This is a genomic window from Pseudomonas sp. Tun-23181, assembly GCF_057415455.1.
In genome coordinates this window covers 2,847,219-2,866,751 of record NZ_CM171630.1, presented here as the reverse complement: position 1 = coordinate 2,866,751, position 19,533 = coordinate 2,847,219, and the positions used below count along the sequence as shown (strand labels likewise).

Genomic DNA, 19,533 nt, shown 5'->3' with positions numbered 1-19,533 from the left:
TGTCAGCTTCCTTGTTCGAGGATGAAGAAGTCGCGTCCTTCGACCTGGCCCCGGCGCAGCGGGTTGCGCGTGCAGAAGCGGGCGAACTCGGCATCCACGAAGCGGTAGGGCAGGTGTTCGTCGCGGCCGTGGGGGATGCCCAGGCGGGTGGTCTGGACCACGCGCGGTACCGGGATGCCGCAGTCCTCGACGTACAGGTGCTCGGGGTCGAAGCGCCTGGCGTCCCAGTTCGGCACCTTCAGGCCCATGGCCCGGCACAGCAGGGTCTGGCCGGCGCACAGGCGCTCGGCCGGGCGCAGGTTGCCACTGGCGTCGGGGTTGTTCAACTGCATCTGCGCCAGGCTGTTGGCATCGGAGATGGCGTCCACCCAGGGGTAGGCGGACTTGATCAGCACCGCGTTGCCCGGGCCTTGGGCGCTGAAGTTCAGCGAGTCGCCGCCACGGGCGTAGTACATGTAGATGTGGCCACCGTCGAGGAACAGGGCCTTGCGTTTTTCCGTATAGCCGAGCGAGGCGTGGCTGCCCTTGTCGGTCAGGTAGTAGGCTTCGGTCTCGATGATCCGCGCGGCCAGCCAGAGGTCGCCGTGGCGGTGGCGGATGACCTTGCCCAGCAGGGCCTTGGCCAGGGTCTGGGCGTCGCGGTCGAAGAAGCTGTCGGGCAGGGCACGGGCCGGGCAGGGGGCTGGATCTTGCATACTGTCGGTTCGTGGTGGTGAAGCTGGGGATGATAGCAACTATTGGCTGGCGCGCGGCTGAACCGATGGGGTCGCTTCGCGCCCCCAGCATTGGCCAAATCCTGCAGGGGGCCCGCGAAGGAGCGATTTCGATAAGGCCGGTTACATCTTTCCTGCCTGTTCCCGTCGGCCATTTTCTACCATCCGCCTCCCGCCGCTGGGCGTACCCGAGCGTGCCAGTTATAATCAGCCGATTTCCCCTTTGCCAAGACACCGAGCCCATGACTGAGTCCGTTCTTGACTACATGACCCGCCTGGGTCGCGCCGCCCGCGCTGCCTCGCGCGTGATCGGTCGTGCCAGTACCGCGCAGAAGAACCGTGCCCTGCAGGCCGCCGCCGAGGCGCTGGACGCCGCCCGCGCCGAGCTCGGCGCAGCCAACGAACTGGACCTGGCCGCCGGCCGCGCCAATGGCCTGGAACCCGCCCTGCTCGACCGCCTGGCGCTGACCCCGGCTCGCATCGACGGCATGATCACCGGTCTGCGCCAGGTGGCTGGCCTGCCAGACCCGGTCGGTGCCATCCGCGACATGAGCTACCGCCCGTCGGGCATCCAGGTCGGCAAGATGCGCGTACCGCTCGGGGTGATCGGGATCATCTACGAGTCGCGGCCGAACGTGACCATCGACGCGGCCAGCCTGTGCCTGAAGTCCGGCAACGCCACCATCCTGCGCGGCGGTTCCGAGGCCATCCACTCCAACCGCGCCATCGCCGCCTGCATCCAGCGCGGCCTGGCCGAAGCCGGCTTGCCGGCCGCGGTAGTCCAGGTGGTCGAGACCACCGACCGCGAGGCGGTGGGGGCGCTGATCAGCATGCCAGAGTTCGTCGACGTCATCGTCCCGCGCGGTGGCCGTGGCCTGATCGAGCGCATCAGCCGCGATGCCCGGGTGCCGGTGATCAAGCACCTGGATGGTATCTGCCACGTGTATGTCGACCAGCATGCCGACCTGGACAAGGCCTGGAGCGTGGCCTTCAACGCCAAGACCTACCGCTACGGCATCTGCGGCGCCATGGAGACCCTGCTGGTCGATGCCAGCGTCGCCGAGGCCTTCCTCCCGGAAATGGCCCGTCGCTTCCAGGCGAAGGGCGTCGAGCTGCGCGGTTGCCCGCGCACCCAGGCGATCATCGAGGCCAAGCCTGCCAGCGAAGATGACTGGCACACCGAGTACCTGGCGGCGATCCTGTCGATCCGCGTGGTCGACGGCCTGGACCAGGCCATCGAGCACATCAACCACTACGGCTCGCACCACACCGACGCGATCATCACCGAGCACCAGGGCCAGGCCCGGCGCTTCATGGCCGAGGTCGACTCGGCGTCGGTGATGCTCAATGCGCCGACCTGCTTCGCCGACGGCTTCGAGTACGGCCTGGGCGCGGAAATCGGCATTTCCACCGACAAGCTGCACGCCCGTGGCCCGGTCGGCCTGGAAGGCCTGACCTGCGAGAAGTACCTGGTGATCGGCGACGGCCAATTGCGCGGCCAGGAGTCCTGCTGAGTTGAGCAAGGCCCAGGCAGTCCGGCGCATCGGCATTCTCGGTGGCACCTTCGACCCCGTGCACATCGGCCACCTGCGCAGCGCGCTGGAGGTGGCCGAGCTCATGGAACTGGACGAGCTGCGCCTGTTGCCCAACGCCCGGCCGCCACACCGCGACACTCCCCAGGTGCAGGCACAGGACCGCCTGGCCATGGTGCGCAGCGCGGTGCAGGGCGTCGGGCGGCTGAGCGTGGATGCCCGTGAGCTGGCCCGCGACAAGCCGTCGTACACCATCGATACGCTCGAGTCGATCCGCGCCGAACTGGACGCCGACGACCAGCTGTTCCTGGTGCTGGGCTGGGACGCGTTCTGCGGCCTGCCCGGCTGGCATCGCTGGGAGGAGCTGCTGCAACACTGTCACATCCTGGTGCTGCAACGCCCGGATGCCGATGTCGAACCCCCTGACGAGCTGCGCAACCTGCTGGCGGCGCGCTCGGAGAGCGATCCCACCGCCATGTCCGGCCCGGCGGGGCACATTTCGTTCGTCTGGCAGACGCCGCTCGCGGTGTCGGCCACACAGATCCGACAGCTGCTGGCCAGCGGCAAGTCGGTGCGGTTCCTGGTGCCGGACGCAGTACTGGCCTATATCGAGGCGCACGACCTTTACCGTGCGTCGCACTGACGGCGCCCAGGCGCCTCATTCAATGAGTTGAACGAGTTTCTTATGAGCAAGCAGAAAATCAACGGCGAAGAATTGGTCAACATGGCCAAATCGGCCCTGGAAGAAGTCAAGGCCCAGGACATCCAGGTCATCGACGTGCGCGACAAGCACAGCCTGACCGACTACATGATCATCGCCACCGGTACTTCCAACCGGCAGATCAACGCGATGGCCGAGAAGGTCCGCGAGATCGTCAAGCAGCAGGGCGTGCAGCCCCTGGGCGAGGAAGGCAAGGGCGACAGCGACTGGGTCCTGCTGGACCTCAACGACGTCATCGTGCACATGATGACTGCCGCTGCGCGCCAGTTCTACGACCTCGAGCGCCTGTGGCTGGGGGCCGAGCAGAGCCGCTCCGCCGATGGCAAGCACCACAGCCCGGAGAACACCCACAGCTACGCCGAAAACCTCAAGGACCGGGGCTGAGGTCGCGCCGTGCGCCTGCGCCTGATCGCGGTCGGCTCGCGCATGCCCCGCTGGGTCGAGGACGGTTGGCATGAGTATGCCAAGCGCCTGCCCCCGGAGCTGCCGCTCGAGCTGGTGGAAATCCCGCTGAACACCCGTGGCAAGAACGCCGACGTCGCCCGTCTGATCCGCCAGGAGGGCGAGGCCATGCTGGCCAAGGTGCAGCCGGGGGAGCGCATCGTCACCCTCGAGGTCCATGGCAAGCCCTGGAGCACCGAGCAACTGGCGAGCGAGCTGGACCGCTGGCGCCTGGATGCGCGCACGGTCAACCTCATGGTGGGCGGCCCCGAGGGCCTGGCGCCGGAAGTCTGCGCGCGCAGCGAACAACGCTGGTCGCTGTCGCCGCTGACCCTGCCGCATCCGCTGGTAAGGATACTGATCGGCGAACAGATCTACCGCGCCTGGACCGTGCTGTCCGGGCACCCCTACCACAAATGAGCCTCTAAGCCCGCCCGATGTCGCAGCCGATTCGTCTCAAGGACCACGAGAAAGACGCCCGTTTGGTGCGCAACCGCGTCGTGGTCGGTGCGGTGGCGATCATGCTGCTGGTGTGCGTGCTGATCGCGCGGCTGTACTACCTGCAGGTCATCCAGTACGACTACCACTCCACCCTGTCGGAGAACAACCGGGTGCACGTGCAGCCGATCCCGCCGACCCGCGGGCTGATCTTCGACCGCAACGGGGTGATCATCGCCGACAACCGTCCCAGCTTCAGCCTGACCATGACCCGCGAGCGCGCCGGTGACTGGCACCAGGTGCTGGACACGATCGTCGAGGTCCTGGAACTGACCCCCGACGACCGCGCCCTGTTCGAGAAACGCATGAAGCAGGGGCGCCGGCCGTTCGAGCCGGTGCCGATCCTGTTCGAGCTGAACGAGGAGCAGATCGCCCGTATTGCGGTGAACCAGTTCCGCCTGCCGGGCGTGGACGTGGCCGCGCAACTGGTGCGCCATTACCCGCAGGGCGCGCATTTCGCCCACTCGGTCGGCTACGTCGGGCGGATCAACGAGAAGGAGCTCAAGGCCCTCGACCCGGTCAACTACAGCGGCACCCACCATATCGGCAAGACCGGCATCGAGCGCTTCTACGAAGACGAGCTGCACGGCCAGGTCGGCTACGAGGAGGTCGAGACCAATGCCCGCGGCCGGGTGTTGCGGGTGCTCAAGCGCACCGACCCGATCCCGGGCAAGGACATCGTCCTGAGTCTCGACATCAAGTTGCAGGAGGCTGCCGAGGCGGCCCTGGGCGGGCGTCGTGGGGCCGTGGTGGCCCTCGATCCGCGCACCGGCGAAGTGCTGGCGATGGTCAGCCAGCCGAGCTTCGACCCCAACCTGTTCGTCACCGGCATCAGCTTCAAGGCCTATGCCGAACTGCGTGACTCGATCGACCGGCCGCTGTTCAACCGTGTGTTGCGTGGCCTCTATCCGCCTGGCTCGACGATCAAACCGGCGGTGGCCATCGCCGGCCTGGACAGCGGCGTGGTCACCGCCAGCAGCCGGGTGTTCGACCCGGGCTACTACCAGTTGCCCAACTACGACCACAAGTACCGCAACTGGAACCGTAGCGGCGATGGCTGGGTCGACCTGGACACGGCGATCATGCGTTCCAACGATACCTACTTCTACGACCTGGCGCACAAGATGGGCATCGACCGCCTGTCCACCTACATGAACAAGTTCGGTATCGGTCGCCGGGTGTCGCTCGACATGTTCGAGGAGTCCTCCGGGCTGATGCCGTCCCGCGAGTGGAAGCGCGCGACCCGCCGCCAGGCCTGGTTCCCCGGCGAGACCCTGATCCTCGGCATCGGCCAGGGCTACATGCAGGCCACGCCCCTGCAACTGGCCCAGGCCACCGCGCTGATCGCCAACAAGGGCAAGTGGAACCGCCCGCACCTGGCCAAGACCATCGAAGGCAAGCCACCGGTGGACGAGAACCCGATGGAAGACATCGTCCTGCGCGACAAGTCCGACTGGGCCAAGGTCACCCACGGCATGGAGCAGGTGATGCACAACGCCCGTGGCACCGCGCGCAAAGCCGCGCTCGGTGCCCAGTACCGCATCGCCGGCAAGAGCGGCACCGCCCAGGTGGTGGCGATCAAGCAGGGCGAGAAATACGACCGCAACAAACTCCAGGAGCGTCACCGCGACCACGCTCTGTTCGTCGCCTTCGCCCCGGCCGAATCGCCGAAGATCGTGGTGGCGGTGATGGTCGAGAACGGCGAATCCGGCTCCGGCGTCGCCGCGCCAGTGGTCCGCCAGGTGATGGACGCCTGGCTGCTCGACGAGCACGGCCGGCTCAAGCCTGAATTCGCTCCCGCCACCGTCGCCCAGGAATCGGCCCCGTGAAGAACAATTTCGATCGCATGCTTTCCAGCGAGGACGTGATGCGTCGGCGCGCCAGCTTCCTGCAGCGCATCCACGTCGACGGCCCGCTGCTGGTCATCCTGCTGACCCTGGCGGCCGGCAGCCTGTTCGTCCTCTATTCGGCCAGCGGCAAGAACTGGGACCTGCTGATGAAGCAGGCCACTTCGTTCGGTATCGGCCTGGTGTCGATGTTCATCATCGCCCAGCTCGAGCCGCGCTTCATGGCGCGCTGGGTACCGCTGGCCTATGTGGGTGGGGTGCTGCTGTTGATCGTGGTGGACGTCATGGGCCACAACGCCATGGGGGCGACACGCTGGATCAATATCCCCGGGGTGATCCGCTTCCAGCCCTCGGAGTTCATGAAGATCATCATGCCGGCGACCCTCGCCTGGTACCTGTCCAAGCGCACCCTGCCGCCCGACCTCAAGCACGTGGCGATCAGCCTGGTGCTGATCGGCGTGCCGTTCATCCTCATCGTCCGCCAGCCAGACCTGGGCACGGCGCTGCTGATCCTCGCCTCGGGCGCCTTCGTGCTGTTCATGGGCGGCCTGCGCTGGCGCTGGATCATCAGCGTGGTCACCGCCGCGGTGCCGGTGGCGGTGGCCATGTGGTTCTTCGTCATGCACGACTACCAAAAGCAGCGCGTGCTGACCTTCCTCGATCCGGAGAGCGACCCGCTGGGCACCGGCTGGAACATCATCCAGTCCAAGGCGGCGATCGGCTCCGGTGGCGTGTTCGGCAAGGGCTGGCTGCTGGGCACCCAGTCGCACCTGGACTTCCTCCCGGAGAGCCATACCGACTTCATCATCGCCGTGCTCGGCGAGGAGTTCGGCTTGATCGGCATCTGCCTGCTGCTGTTGATCTACCTGCTGCTGATCGGCCGTGGCCTGGTGATCACGGCCCAGGCCCAGACCTTGTTCGGCAAGCTGCTGGCGGGCAGCCTGACCATGACCTTCTTTGTATACGTGTTCGTCAATATCGGTATGGTCAGCGGCCTTCTGCCCGTGGTGGGCGTGCCGCTGCCCTTCATCAGCTATGGCGGAACTTCGTTGGTGACGCTGCTGTCAGCGTTTGGCGTTCTGATGTCGATCCACACGCACCGCAAGTGGATCGCACAGGTTTGAATAAGGTGAAGAATTTCATGCAAGCAGTGCGTGGCTGGGCTGCCCGTTGTGTGCCGTGGATCGGCGCGGTGGGCCTGTTCGGCGCTGTCCAGCAGGCCAATGCCGGCGACTACGAAGGCTCGCCCCAGGTGGCCGAGTTCGTCGGCGAGATGACCCGCGACTATGGCTTCGCCGGTGAACAGTTGATGGATCTGTTCCGCGAGGTGCGGCGCAAGCAGTCGATCCTCGACGCGATCTCGCGGCCGGCCGAGCGGGTCAAACCGTGGAAGGAATACCGGCCGATGTTCATCAGCGATGCGCGCATCGCCCGTGGTGTGGACTTCTGGCGCCAGCACGAGGCGACCCTGGCCCGTGCCGAGCAGGAGTATGGCGTGCCGGCCCAGGTGATCGTGGCGATCATCGGCGTGGAGACCTTCTTCGGCCGCAACACCGGCAACTTCCGGGTCATCGATGCCCTCTCGACCCTGGGCTTCGACTATCCGCCACGGGCCGACTTCTTCCGCAAGGAGCTGCGCGAGTACCTGTTGCTGGCGCGTGAGGAGCAGCTCGACCCGCTCACCCTCAAGGGCTCCTACGCTGGCGCCATGGGCCTGCCGCAGTTCATGCCGAGCAGTTTCCGCAGCTACGCCGTGGATTTCGACGGCGACGGCCACATCAACATCTGGAACAACCCGGACGATGCCATCGGCAGTGTCGCCAGCTATTTCAAGCGCCATGGCTGGGTGGCCGGGGAGCCGGTGGTCAGCCGCGCCATGGTGCGCGGCGAGCGGGTCGACGAAGGCTTGACCAGCGGTATCGAGCCGGTGAAGACAGTCGGGGAGTTGCGAGCCCTGGGCTGGTCGAGTCATGATGCGCTGCGCGATGATCTGCCGGTCACGGCCTTCAGGCTCGAGGGCGACAATGGTCCGGAATATTGGATGGGCATGAAGAACTTCTATGCGATCACGCGCTACAACCGCAGCGTGATGTACGCCATGGCGGTGCATCAGCTCTCGGAACAGCTGGTTCTTGCACGGGGCGTCAAATGATGCGCGTATTCTTTTCTTTCCATTCGCTCAAGCTGCTGACCTGCGTGGCCGTCGGCCTGGTCCTGGCCAGCTGCTCCTCCAGCCGGCCCACCCAGCAGAGCGGCAATGTGGTCCGCTCGCAGCCGGGCCTGGACATCAACCGTGCCCACAAGGACGGTGCGCCCTGGTGGGACGTGGACGTGTCGAAGATCCCCGACGCGACGCCGACCGTGCACACCGGCGCGTACAAGGCCAACCCGTACACCGTCCTGGGCAAGACCTACTACCCGATCCAGGATTCGCGCAACTACCGCGCCGAAGGCATCGCCTCCTGGTACGGCACCAAGTTCCACGGCCAGAACACCGCCAACGGCGAGGTCTACGATCTCTACGGCATGAGCGCGGCGCACAAGACCCTGCCGCTGCCGGCCTACGTGCGGGTGACCAACCTGGACAACCAGCGCAGTGTGATCCTGCGGGTCAACGACCGTGGCCCGTTCTATTCGGACCGCATCATCGACCTGTCCTACGCCGCGGCCAAGAAGCTCGGCTACGCCGAGAGCGGCACCGCCCGGGTACGTGTCGAAGGCATCGACCCGCAGCAGTGGTGGGCCGCGCGCGGCCGCCCGGCACCGTTGGTGCTCAAGGAGCCGCAGGTGGCCCAGGCCCAGGCGGTCCCGGCCAGCACCGGCAAGGTCGAGCAATGGACGCCGCCACCGCAGCAGCACGCCGCGGCGGTGGTGCCGGTGCAGGTCGGCGGCGGCAGCGTACCGAACAACAACGGTGGCATGTACCTGCAGGTAGGGGCGTTCGCCAACCCGGACGCCGCCGAGCTGCTGCGTGCCAAGCTCAGCACCATGGTCAGCGCGCCGGTATTCATCAGCTCCATCGTGCGCAACCAGCAGACCCTGCACCGGGTGCGCCTGGGGCCGATCAACAGCCAGGGCGAAGTCCAGCAGATGCAGGACAGCGTGCGCCTGGCCAATCTGGGCCAGGCCAAGCTGGTAACCGCGGACTAGCCGGGGCGCACAGCTTCAAGCCACAAGCGTCGAGCCGCAAGAAAAAGCAGCTTCCACACCGATCCGCTTTTCTCTTGCAGCTTGAAGCTCGCCGCTGAAGTAGGCTGTCGGTTTTGTCATGAATCGGCGGGCGCGGCCATGTACAATGGCCGTTTTTGCCGCTGGCCAGGGAACCCTTGCCCTTGGGGCATCAGACCATTAGCGATTTACGAGAGACGGATGAACATCACCAACCTTGCCAAACGACTTTGCCTGCCTGTACTGCTGATGATCACTCCCGCTGCCTTCGCGGCGGAGCAGATGATGCCGTCGCCGCCGCAGCTGGCTGCCAAGTCCTATGTACTCATGGATGCGTCCAGCGGCAGCGTGCTGGTCGAGAACAACGGTGACGAGCGCCTGCCGCCGGCCAGCCTGACCAAGCTGATGACCGCCTACATCGCCACCCTGGACATCCGTCGCGGCCAGATCGGCGAGAACGATCCGGTGACCGTCAGCGAAAACGCCTGGCGTACCGGCGGCTCGCGCATGTTCATCAAGGTCGGCAGCCAGGTCAGCGTCAGCGACCTGCTGCATGGCATCATCATCCAGTCGGGCAACGATGCCTCCGTCGCCCTGGCCGAGCACATCGCCGGCAGCGAAGATGCCTTCGCCGACATGATGAACAAGACCGCCGCCGACCTGGGCATGACCAACAGTCACTTCATGAACCCCACCGGCCTGCCGCACCCGGAGCACTACTCCTCGGCGCACGACATGGCGGTCCTGGCCCGCGCGATCATCGACGAAGACCCGGCCCACTACGCCATCTATTCGCAGAAGGAATTCTTCTGGAACAACATCAAGCAGCCCAACCGCAACCTGCTGCTGTGGCGTGACAAGACCGTCGATGGCCTGAAGACCGGCCACACCGAGGAAGCCGGCTACTGCATGGTCGCCTCGGCCGTGCGCGACGGCCAGCGCCTGATCGCCGTGGTGTTCGGCACCAACAGCGAGCAGTCCCGTGCCGCCGAGACCCAGAAGCTGCTGACCTACGGTTTCCGCTTCTTCGAAACCCAGACCTTCTACCAGAAGGGTACCGAGCTGACCCAGGCCCCGGTCTGGAAAGGCGCCACCGGCCAGGTGAAAGCGGGCCTTGCCAACGACCTGACCCTGACCCTGCCCAAGGGCCAGCTCAAGCGCCTGCAGGCTTCCATGACCATGAACCCGCAGCTGACCGCGCCTATCGCCAAAGGTGACGTGATCGGCAAAGTGGAAGTCAAACTGGACGAGAAAGTGGTCCACAGCGCCGACCTCATCGCCCTCGACGGCGTGGAGGAAGGTGGCTTCTTCCGCCGTATGTGGGATAGCATTCGTCTATTCTTCTACGGGTTGTTCAACTGATACGTGACCTGCATGCCCCTGCGCTCGATCGCGGGGGCATTGTTGTTGCCACGGCTTGCGAGGCCGTTTCCGCCATGAGCGAACAAGAAGACGTCAAGTCGCCAAAGATCGAATTTCCCTGCCCCGACTATGCCATCAAGGTAATCGGTGACACCGTCGTCAACTTCCGGGACACCGTCATCGAGATCCTCAAGAAACACGCACAGGTCGACATGAAGAGCCTGGCCGAGCGCCAGAGCAGCAATGGCAAGTACACCACCGTGCAACTGCACATCGTCGCCACCAGCGAAGACCAGTTGCGGGATATCAACAGCGCCCTGCGTGCCACCGGCATCGTGCACATGGTGCTGTGATGTCGACGTGCCTCGGTTTTCGCGATCTCGGCCTGCAGCCCTACGAGCCGGTGCTGGAAGCCATGCGTCGCTTCACCGAGCAGCGTACCCCGCAAAGCCCTGACGAAGTCTGGCTGGTGGAGCATCCGCCAGTGTTCACCCAGGGCCAGGCCGGCAAGGCCGAGCACCTGTTGGTGCCCGGCGAGATCCCGGTGGTGCAGACCGACCGCGGCGGGCAGGTGACCTACCACGGCCCCGGGCAATTGGTGGCCTACCTGCTGCTGGATGTGCGTCGCCTGGGGTTTGGCGTGCGCGACCTGGTCAACCGCATCGAGCGGAGCCTGGTCGACCTGCTCGCCAGCTACGATGTCCAGGCCGCGGCCAAGCCCGACGCGCCTGGGGTGTATGTCGACGGGGCGAAGATCGCCTCCCTCGGCCTGCGTATTCGCAATGGTCGTTCCTTCCACGGCCTTGCCTTGAACGTGGACATGGACCTGGCGCCATTCCGCCGAATCAACCCCTGCGGGTATGCGGGGCTGGCCATGACCCAGCTGCGCGACCTGGCAGGCCCGATCGAACTCTCCGAGGTCAGGACAAGGCTGCGCGGACAGCTGGTCAGGCACCTCGACTACGCTGAGCAGACGACCCTCACGGGCGGAATCGACTGAATATGACAACTGTGCAAGAAGCCGTGCCGAACCTGATACCCACCCAGGATGTCACCCCGCGCCCCGCGCCGAAGAAGGTGGAAGCGGGCGTGAAGCTGCGTGGCGCCGAGAAGGTGGCGCGCATTCCGGTGAAGATCATCCCCACCGAAGAACTGCCGAAAAAGCCCGACTGGATCCGCGTGCGCATCCCGGTATCCCCGGAGGTCGACCGGATCAAGCAACTGCTGCGCAAGCACAAGCTGCACAGCGTGTGCGAGGAAGCGTCCTGCCCGAACCTGGGCGAATGCTTCTCCGGCGGCACCGCGACCTTCATGATCATGGGTGACATCTGCACCCGTCGCTGCCCGTTCTGCGATGTCGGCCATGGCCGGCCGAAGCCGCTGGACCTCGACGAGCCGAAGAACCTGGCGATCGCCATCGCCGACCTGCGCCTGAAGTACGTGGTGATCACCTCGGTGGACCGCGACGACCTGCGTGACGGTGGTGCCCAGCACTTCGCCGACTGCATCCGCGAGATCCGTGCCCTGTCGCCCGGCATCCAGCTGGAAACCCTGGTGCCCGACTACCGTGGGCGCATGGACGTGGCCCTGGAGATCACCGCGAAGGAGCCGCCGGATGTGTTCAACCACAACCTCGAGACCGTCCCGCGCCTGTACAAGGCCGCGCGCCCGGGGTCGGACTACGACTGGTCGCTCGACCTGCTGCAGAAGTTCAAGCAGATGGTTCCGCACGTGCCGACCAAGTCCGGCATCATGCTGGGCCTGGGCGAGACCGACGACGAGGTCATCGAGGTGATGCACCGCATGCGCGAGCACGACATCGACATGCTGACCCTCGGCCAGTACCTGCAGCCGTCGCGCAACCACCTGCCGGTGCAGCGCTTCGTGCACCCGGACACCTTCGCCTGGTTCGCCGAGGAAGGTTATCGCCTGGGCTTCAAGAACGTCGCTTCTGGCCCGCTGGTGCGTTCCTCCTACCATGCCGACCAGCAGGCTCACGAAGCCAAGATCAAGCTCTGAGCGCGGCGGGAGTGACCGATGCCGATGTGGGCCGTGAGGCCGCATCGGCATTTTTGTTTTCGAGCGGCAAGCTTCAAGCTTCAAGCGACAAGCCATGAGGAGTCGTGTGATGAATTGCGTCGAGACCGTGGGATCACGGTTGCCTGTGGCCTTGCCGGGTAATGCCCGTTTCGCCATCGTCGCGCCGGCGGGGCCGGCGCGGCTGGATGCCGACAAGGCTTGCCGGTGGTTCGAGCGTCGGGGGTACCAGTGCCGGATTTATCCTGGGGTGTTGCAAGCGGATGGTTATCTGGCTGGTAGCGACGAGCAGCGCCTGCAAGACCTGCATGCTGCGTTCAGGGCGCCGGATATCGACGCCATCCTGTGCATGCGGGGTGGGTACGGCAGCATGCGGTTGCTGGATCGCCTCGATTTCGACTTGGTTCGTCGCCACCCCAAGCCGCTGGTGGGCTATAGCGACGTCACCGCGTTGCATACGGCGATCAACCGGCATGCAGGGTTGATCACCTTCCATGGCGCGATGCTCAATGCCGATTTGCTGGGTGCCAAGCTCGAGCCGACCGAGAGTTCTCTGTTCGAGCAGCTCGGTGGGCAACTGGGGGAGGGGGACGTCATCGCGCACCCGCCAGCCTATCCATTGACCTGCGTGGTGCCGGGCCGTGCCCAGGGGCGACTGGTCGGCGGCAACCTGTCGTTGCTCGGTGCGACCCTCGGCACCCTGGCGGAGGTCGACACGCAGGGTGGCATCCTGTTCATCGAGGACGTCAACGAGCCGCTGTATCGGGTCGACCGCCTGCTTACCCAACTGCGTCTGGCGGGGAAGCTGGAGGGCGTGCGGGGTGTGCTGGTGGGGGATTTCGCCGGGATCACGGTGGCGGCGATGGCACCGCTGCTGAAGGGTATCTTCGGGCCCTTGGGCGTGCCCGTGCTGGCCGGGTGGCGCAGTGGGCATTGTGACCCGAACCTGTGCCTGCCGCTGGGGGCCAGGGTGAGGCTGGACAGTGCGCAGCACAGGCTGGTGTTGGAGCAAGCGCTGTTCGAGTGTTGAGCGCAGCTTTGTCGCGCTTGGGGCCGCTTCGCGCGGCCCCTGCTGCATCAGCGACGGCGCAGGCTGTCCAGCAGCTTGTGCGTCGGATACCCGTCCGCCGGCCAGCCCAGCGTCTGCTGGGCATTGCGAATGGCCTTGCGAGTGTTGGCGCCGATGATGCCATCGGCATTGCCAGCCTCATGCCCGTTGGCATTGAGCAGCTTCTGCAACTCGATACGCTCGCTACGGCTCAGGGGCAGGTCTTGCTTGGGCCAGTTGCCGGCGATGAAGCCCCAGCCCGAGAAGCGATCGCCCAACAGGCTGACCGCCAGGGCATAGGACGAGGAATTGTTGTACCTGAGGATCGCGCGGAAGTTGTCCAGCACCAGGAACGCCGGGCCTCGGGCACCGGCGGGCAGCAGCAGGGCAGCGGAGAACTGGTCGCTGCCGGCGGGCAGGCGGGTGCCCAAGGGCAGTTTCACGCCCAGTTGCAGCCATTCGCTGACACTCTTGCGCTGGGCGCCATCGGCCAGCCAGTAATCGAAGCCCGCAGGTACCTGGACCTCGAAGCCCCAAGGCTGGCCACGCTTCCAGCCGGAGCTTTGCAGGTAGTGCGCGGTCGAGGCGAGGGCGTCGGCGGTGCTGTTCCAGATGTCGCGGCGACCATCGCCGTCGAAGTCCACCGCATGGGTGTTGTAGGTGGTCGGGATGAACTGGGTCTGGCCCATGGCGCCGGCCCATGAGCCACGCATGGCCTCTGGCTGGATATCGCCGTTCTGCAGGATCTGCAGGGCGGCGATCAACTGGTCCTGGGCGAACTGTGGGCGGCGGCCTTCATAGGCCAGGGTGGCCAGGGAGCGGATCACCGACTTGTTGCCCTGGAACTGGCCGAAGTTGCTTTCCATGCCCCAGACCGCAACCAGTACCTGGCGGTCCACGCCATAGCGCTGCTCGATGCGCGACAGCAGGTCGGCGTGCTGCTCGAGCAGCCGCTTGCCGTTGCGCACGCGCAGTGGCGACAGTGCGCCCTCCAGGTATTCCCAGACCGGCCGGGTGAATTCCGGCTGGCTGCGGTCGGCCTTGACCACGTCCATGTCTGGCGTGACGCCGAGGAAGGCGCGATCGAAGGTGCTGGCGCGGATACCGGCCTGCAGGGCTTGCTGGCGGAAGCCGGCCTGCCATTGGGCGAAGGTCTGCAGGGGTTGGATTTCGGTGCTGAGGTCAGGCGTGGTGCCGGGCAGGCTCACGGCGGGAGCGGGCTGGGCAGGCGCCAGCGGCAGGGCGTCGGCGGCGGTGGGCTTTTCCGCGCAGGCGACAAGCAGGATGAAGCTGGAGACCGCGATCAGCTGGCGATGGGGCCAGCGAAGGGAAAGACGGAGGGACATGCACAGATCCAGAATTGCAGTTCAGGTGCCGACCATACCATGCCTGGGCATTTCCTGCCTTCATGCGGCCAAAAAGCAAGAAGCCTCCCAATCTCTCGATTGGAAGGCTTCGCGGCGGTAGCTGCCCTTGCCCTTGTTCGGTCGTTCCTGGCGGCAGCGGAACAGTGGTTGGGCGACGATGGACTTGGCCTTGTTCGGGCCGTGTTTCTTCGGCTTCTTGCTCATGGTGGCATCCCGGTGGGTGGACTTCGGGGGCACTCTAAGGCGATGTGGGGGCGGGGGCCAATTGATTGTGTTTATGGTCGGATAGCGGCCCACGACCCTGTGGGAGCAGGCTTGCCCGCGAATGGCTCACTCAGGCGGCAAGGCCAGCCGCTGCCCGGCCATCAGCAGCGACAACCGCGCCAGGCTGGTCCACGGCGAACCTTCGGCCTGGCCCTTGATCTGCGCATCGATCCTTTGGGCATCCTGCAGCAATTGCGCCCAACGTTGCGCCGAGAGGCGTTGCAGGGCCTTGCTCACCAGCGGTCGGCGCTTGTCCCACACCGGTGGGCGGGCCTGACTGAACGCCTTGTCCAGCGGCACGCCCTGGCTGAACTGTTGGGCCAGGCCCGCCAGTTGGCGCAACTCGCGGGCCAGGGCCCAGAGGATGACCGGCGGCTCGACGCCTTCGCCGCGCAAACCTTCGAGCATGCGCAGGGCATGGGCCGCTTCGCCGTTGAGGATGGCATCGACCAGCCCGAAGACATCGAAGCGAGCGCTGTCGGCGACAGCGGCCTGGACGGTTTCCACGGTGATCTGGTTGCCTTCGGCCAGCAGCTTGAGCTTCTCGATCTCCTGGGCGGCAGCCAGCAGGTTGCCTTCGACCCGTGCGGCGATCAGATCGACCGCGTCACGCTGGGCAGACAAGCCGGCCTGCGCCAGGCGCTGGTTGATCCACTGGGGTAGCTGCTGGGCGTCCACCGGCCAGATCTGGATGAACTGGCAATGCTCGCCCTCGATCAGCGCCTTGCCCCACTTGGTCTTCTGCGCACTGCCATCGAGCTTGGGCAGGCTGACCAGCAGCAGGGTGTCCTCGGCGGGGTTGGCGCAGTACTCCATCAGCGCGGCGGCACCCTTGTCGCCGGGCTTGCCCGAGGGCAAACGCAGCTCCAGCAGGCGCCGCTGGGCGAACAGCGACAGGCTGGCTCCGGCCTGGAGCAGGCTGCCCCAGTCGAAGTTGGCATCGGCACTGAAGACCTGGCGCTCGTCGAAACCCTGCTGGCGCGCAGCCGTGCGGATGGCATCGGCGGCCTCCTGGCAGAGCAGCGGGTCATCGCCGCTGACCACGTAGACCGGGGCCAGGTTGCCTTGCAGGTGTTTGTTGAGCTGGGCGGGGGAGAGCTTCATGGGAATAGGCGAGGCACCCGCAGGTGCCTCGTGCAGGCTCAGTTGCCCGGTACTTCCAGGGGCGACTGCTGCGGCGTCTCGTCCTGCAGGCGACGCGCCGCCTCCAGGGCCTCGGCTTCGGCCTTGGCACGCTCGTCGGCGTCACGCTGCAGCTCGTCCAGTTGGGCCGGCGTCAGCATTTGCAGGCGAACCACCATGCCCTGGACCAGGTCGCGGCGCATTTCTTCACGTGCCTGGGCGCCTTCCTGGTCGGAGCCGGTGATGTTGTCGCCGTCGTGTACGTAGATCTTGCGGGCTTCCAGCTTGTCGCTGAGCAGCTGGGTGTCGTTCAGGCCCAGGATGCTGTAGCTGAGCACGGTGGTGAGTTCGTATTCGGCCGAACGGCTGCCGCCGCTGTAGGTGGCGGCACGCTGGGTTTCCCGTTCGTCGGTCAGCACCAGGCGGTAGGGGGCGCCGGCGTGCACGTTGACGCCGCTGCGCTGCAGTACCTGGCGCAACTGGGTCACGGTGTCGCCGTAGGCGTTGCGGGCGCTGACGTCCAGCTCCTTGATGGCCAGTTCGGTGGTGCCGGTGCCGCGCAGCTGGAAACCACAGGCGCTGAGCACGATGGCCAGGCCCATTACCAGCAGATTGCGTTTGATCATGTTGTAGCTCCCTCGTGGGCCTGTTCCGCCCGCCCACGGCACGCGTGGGCGGGCGTTGCCATCAATTGGCGACGATGTTGACCAGTTTGCCCGGTACCACGATGACCTTGCGGATGGTCAGGCCATCGGTGAAACGCAGGACGTTCTCGTTGTTGCGAGCGGCCGCCTCGATCTCCTCGCGGCTGGCCGAGGCGGGCATTTCCACCTGGCCACGCAGCTTGCCATTGACCTGCACCACCAGGGTGATGCTGTCCTGCACCAGGGCGCTTTCGTCGACGGTCGGCCATGGCGCGTCGATCACCGCCTGGTCGTGACCCAGGTGCTGCCACAGCGCATGGCTGATGTGCGGGGTGATCGGGGCCAGCAGCAGGGTCACGGCCTCCAGGCCTTCCTGCAGCAGCGCACGGTCCTGAGCGGTGGCCTGCGGGGCTTTCTCCAGCACGTTCATCACGGTCATCACCTGGGCGATGGCGGTGTTGAACTTGTGGAACTGGCCCACGTCGGTGCTGGCCTGCTTGATCGCGGCGTGGATGGCACGGCGGATCGTCTTCTGGGCGTCGTCCAGCGCGGCGACATCCAGCGTGCCCGGCAGGCCCTGGGCCACATGGGCCTGGGCCAGGCGCCAGACACGACGCAGGAAGCGGCTGGCGCCCTCGACACCGGAGTCGGACCATTCCAGGCTCATGTCGGGCGGCGAGGCGAACATCATGAACAGGCGGCAGGTGTCGGCGCCATAGGCGTCGATCATCGCTTGCGGGTCGACGCCGTTGTTCTTCGACTTGGACATCTTCTCGGTGCCGCCGATCTCCACCGGCAGGCCGTCGGTCTTCAGGCGGGCGCCGGTGACCTTGGCCTTGGCGTCGCGCTCGACCTCGACATCGGCCGGGTTGAACCAGTCCTTGCCGCCGTTGCTGGCGGTGCGGTAGTAGGTCTCGGCGACCACCATGCCCTGGGTCAGCAGGTTCTTGAACGGTTCGTTGGAGGTGACCAGGCCTTCGTCGCGCATCAGCTTGTGGAAGAAGCGCGCGTACAGCAGGTGCAGGATGGCGTGCTCGATGCCGCCGATGTACTGGTCCACCGGCAGCCAGTGGTTGGCGGCCTTCGGATCGACCATGCCGCTCTCGTAGTTCGGCGAGGCGTAGCGGGCGAAGTACCAGGACGACTCGACGAAGGTGTCCATGGTGTCGGTTTCACGCTTGGCCGCGGCGCCACATTTCGGGCAGCTGCATGCGTAGAACTCGGGCATGCGCGCCAGCGGCGAGCCGGCGCCGTCCGGCACCACGTCTTCGGGCAGCACCACCGGCAGTTGGTCTTCCGGCACCGGTACGTCGCCACAGGACGGGCAGTGGATGATCGGGATCGGGCAGCCCCAGTAGCGCTGGCGGCTGATGCCCCAGTCGCGCAGGCGGAACTGGGTACGCGACTGGCCCAGCGCCTTGCGGATCAGTGCAGCCTCGATGGCGTCGAAGGCGCCCTGGAAGTCCAAGCCATCGAACTCGCCGGAGTTGATCAACTGGCCATGCTCGGCATAGGCGGCCTGCCATTGGCTACCGACCTCGTCGCCGGCGCTGGTACGCACCACGGCCTTGATCGGCAAGTGGTACTTGTGGGCGAATTCGAAGTCGCGCTCGTCGTGGGCCGGCACGGCCATCACGGCGCCGTCGCCGTAGTGCATCAGCACGTAGTTGGCGACCCACACCGGCAGTTTTTCGCCGGTCAGCGGGTGCTCGACGAACAGGGAAGTGGGCATGCCCTTCTTCTCCTGGGTGGCCATGTCGGCCTCGGCGACGCTGCCGCTCTTGCATTCGTCGATGAACGCCTGCAGCGCCGCATCGCCCTGGGCGGCCTGGGCGGCCAGGGGGTGCTCGGCGGCGACGGCGACGTAGGTCGCGCCCATCAGGGTGTCCGGACGGGTGGTGAAGACCTTGAGGGCGCCGGCGTGGCCGATGCTCGCCTGGTCATAGGGGAACTGCACTTCCATGCCACGCGACTTGCCGATCCAGTTGCGCTGCATGGTCTTGACCTGCTCCGGCCAGCCCGGCAGCTCGTCGAGGCTTTCCAGCAGCTCGTCGGCGTAGTCGGTGATGCGGAAGTAGTACATCGGGATCTCGCGCTTCTCGATCAGCGCGCCCGAACGCCAGCCACGGCCGTCGATGACCTGCTCGTTGGCCAGTACGGTCTGGTCGACCGGGTCCCAGTTGACGGTACCGTTCTTGCGGTAGATGACGCCTTTCTCGAACAGCCGGGTGAACAGCCATTGCTCCCAGCGGTAGTAATCCGGCTTGCAGGTGGTGACTTCGCGCGACCAGTCGATCGCCAGGCCCAGGCTCTTGAGCTGGGACTTCATGTAGTCGATGTTCTCGTAGGTCCACTTGGCCGGGGCGACGTTGTTCTTCATCGCGGCGTTTTCCGCCGGCATGCCGAAGGCGTCCCAACCCATCGGCTGCAGGACGTTCTTGCCCAGCATGCGCTGGTAGCGGGCGATCACGTCGCCGATGGTGTAGTTGCGCACGTGGCCCATGTGTAGCTTGCCGCTCGGGTACGGGAACATCGACAGGCAGTAGTAGGTATCCTTGCCTGGCTGTTCGGTGACAGCGAACGATTGTTGCTCGTCCCAGAACGTCTGGGCGGCGGCTTCTATATCACGGGGCGTGTATTGTTCGTGCATGGCTACTTTGTGCTGAGAGAGAAGAGACCTTGTTTCCAGGCAGCGGAACCTCGCTGCGTCCGGCACTCCGGTGTCGATAGAGTGAACGCCGTAGCATACATGAGCGCCGCGCGTCCTGG

General features: G+C 65.7%; 19 protein-coding genes. 13 read left to right on the top strand and 6 right to left on the bottom strand.

Annotation, left to right across the window (positions count from 1 at the left end):
* Nucleotides 1-2: 2 nt before the first annotated feature.
* Nucleotides 3-695, bottom strand: coding sequence for a DNA-3-methyladenine glycosylase (locus ACDI39_RS13650; protein WP_225788703.1), 693 nt, complete (start codon nt 693-695; stop codon nt 3-5).
* Between the two features lie 260 nt (nt 696-955).
* Between ACDI39_RS13650 and ACDI39_RS13645 the strand changes: the two genes are divergently transcribed.
* From ACDI39_RS13645 to ACDI39_RS13585, 13 genes are all read left to right on the top strand, one after another.
* Nucleotides 956-2,227: a glutamate-5-semialdehyde dehydrogenase gene (locus tag ACDI39_RS13645; RefSeq protein ID WP_368816119.1), complete on the top strand. Its 1,272-nt coding sequence runs from the start codon at nt 956-958 to the stop codon at nt 2,225-2,227.
* A gap of 1 nt (nt 2,228) precedes the next feature.
* On the top strand, nt 2,229-2,888 hold the full coding sequence (nadD, locus tag ACDI39_RS13640) for a nicotinate-nucleotide adenylyltransferase (RefSeq protein ID WP_225788701.1): 660 nt from the start codon (nt 2,229-2,231) through the stop codon (nt 2,886-2,888).
* 42 nt (nt 2,889-2,930) lie between these two features.
* Nucleotides 2,931-3,350: a ribosome silencing factor gene (gene rsfS / locus ACDI39_RS13635; protein ID WP_225788700.1), complete on the top strand. Its 420-nt coding sequence runs from the start codon at nt 2,931-2,933 to the stop codon at nt 3,348-3,350.
* Between the two features lie 9 nt (nt 3,351-3,359).
* On the top strand, nt 3,360-3,827 hold the full coding sequence (gene rlmH, locus ACDI39_RS13630) for a 23S rRNA (pseudouridine(1915)-N(3))-methyltransferase RlmH (protein ID WP_225788699.1): 468 nt from the start codon (nt 3,360-3,362) through the stop codon (nt 3,825-3,827).
* Between the two features lie 17 nt (nt 3,828-3,844).
* Nucleotides 3,845-5,734, top strand: coding sequence for a penicillin-binding protein 2 (gene mrdA / locus ACDI39_RS13625; RefSeq protein ID WP_225788698.1), 1,890 nt, complete (start codon nt 3,845-3,847; stop codon nt 5,732-5,734).
* Nucleotides 5,735-5,772: 38 nt separating this feature from the next.
* Entirely contained in the window at nt 5,773-6,876 is a 1,104-nt protein-coding gene (gene rodA, locus ACDI39_RS13620) for a rod shape-determining protein RodA (RefSeq protein WP_225788822.1), read from the top strand.
* Nucleotides 6,877-6,893: 17 nt separating this feature from the next.
* A complete protein-coding gene (gene mltB / locus ACDI39_RS13615; protein ID WP_225788697.1) occupies nt 6,894-7,904 on the top strand; it encodes a lytic murein transglycosylase B in 1,011 nt (336 codons plus the stop codon).
* Nucleotides 7,904-8,902 carry a septal ring lytic transglycosylase RlpA family protein gene (locus ACDI39_RS13610; protein ID WP_225788821.1) on the top strand — a complete coding sequence of 333 codons (999 nt, stop codon included), beginning with the start codon at nt 7,904-7,906 and terminating at the stop codon, nt 8,900-8,902. Before mltB ends, ACDI39_RS13610 begins: the two co-directional genes overlap by 1 nt.
* 219 nt (nt 8,903-9,121) lie before the next feature.
* A complete protein-coding gene (locus tag ACDI39_RS13605) occupies nt 9,122-10,282 on the top strand; it encodes a D-alanyl-D-alanine carboxypeptidase family protein (RefSeq protein WP_225788696.1) in 1,161 nt (386 codons plus the stop codon).
* A gap of 74 nt (nt 10,283-10,356) precedes the next feature.
* Nucleotides 10,357-10,635, top strand: coding sequence for a DUF493 domain-containing protein (locus tag ACDI39_RS13600; RefSeq protein ID WP_225788695.1), 279 nt, complete (start codon nt 10,357-10,359; stop codon nt 10,633-10,635).
* Entirely contained in the window at nt 10,635-11,282 is a 648-nt protein-coding gene (gene lipB / locus ACDI39_RS13595; RefSeq protein ID WP_225788694.1) for a lipoyl(octanoyl) transferase LipB, read from the top strand. The genes ACDI39_RS13600 and lipB overlap by 1 nt, the downstream gene beginning before the upstream one ends.
* Nucleotides 11,283-11,284: 2 nt before the next feature.
* The gene (gene lipA / locus ACDI39_RS13590; RefSeq protein ID WP_225788693.1) at nt 11,285-12,301 is read left to right on the top strand and encodes a lipoyl synthase; all 1,017 of its coding nucleotides are present in this window, start codon (nt 11,285-11,287) and stop codon (nt 12,299-12,301) included.
* Nucleotides 12,302-12,410: 109 nt separating this feature from the next.
* Entirely contained in the window at nt 12,411-13,349 is a 939-nt protein-coding gene (locus tag ACDI39_RS13585) for a S66 peptidase family protein (RefSeq protein WP_225788692.1), read from the top strand.
* Nucleotides 13,350-13,396: 47 nt separating this feature from the next.
* Here ACDI39_RS13585 and ACDI39_RS13580 read toward each other — a convergent pair whose 3' ends face one another.
* The 5 genes from ACDI39_RS13580 to leuS all read right to left on the bottom strand — a co-directional run bounded on the left by ACDI39_RS13580 (nt 13,397) and on the right by leuS (nt 19,414).
* Nucleotides 13,397-14,713 carry a lytic murein transglycosylase gene (locus tag ACDI39_RS13580; protein WP_486538916.1) on the bottom strand — a complete coding sequence of 439 codons (1,317 nt, stop codon included), beginning with the start codon at nt 14,711-14,713 and terminating at the stop codon, nt 13,397-13,399.
* 60 nt (nt 14,714-14,773) lie between these two features.
* A complete protein-coding gene (gene arfA, locus ACDI39_RS13575; RefSeq protein ID WP_196146209.1) occupies nt 14,774-14,938 on the bottom strand; it encodes an alternative ribosome rescue factor ArfA in 165 nt (54 codons plus the stop codon).
* A gap of 126 nt (nt 14,939-15,064) precedes the next feature.
* Nucleotides 15,065-16,102 carry a DNA polymerase III subunit delta gene (gene holA / locus ACDI39_RS13570; RefSeq protein ID WP_253079879.1) on the bottom strand — a complete coding sequence of 346 codons (1,038 nt, stop codon included), beginning with the start codon at nt 16,100-16,102 and terminating at the stop codon, nt 15,065-15,067.
* 38 nt (nt 16,103-16,140) lie between these two features.
* Nucleotides 16,141-16,746, bottom strand: a complete 606-nt coding sequence (locus ACDI39_RS13565; RefSeq protein WP_225788689.1) for an LPS-assembly lipoprotein LptE — start codon at nt 16,744-16,746, stop codon at nt 16,141-16,143.
* 61 nt (nt 16,747-16,807) lie between these two features.
* Nucleotides 16,808-19,414, bottom strand: a complete 2,607-nt coding sequence (gene leuS, locus ACDI39_RS13560) for a leucine--tRNA ligase (protein WP_486538915.1) — start codon at nt 19,412-19,414, stop codon at nt 16,808-16,810.
* Nucleotides 19,415-19,533: the final 119 nt, after the last annotated feature.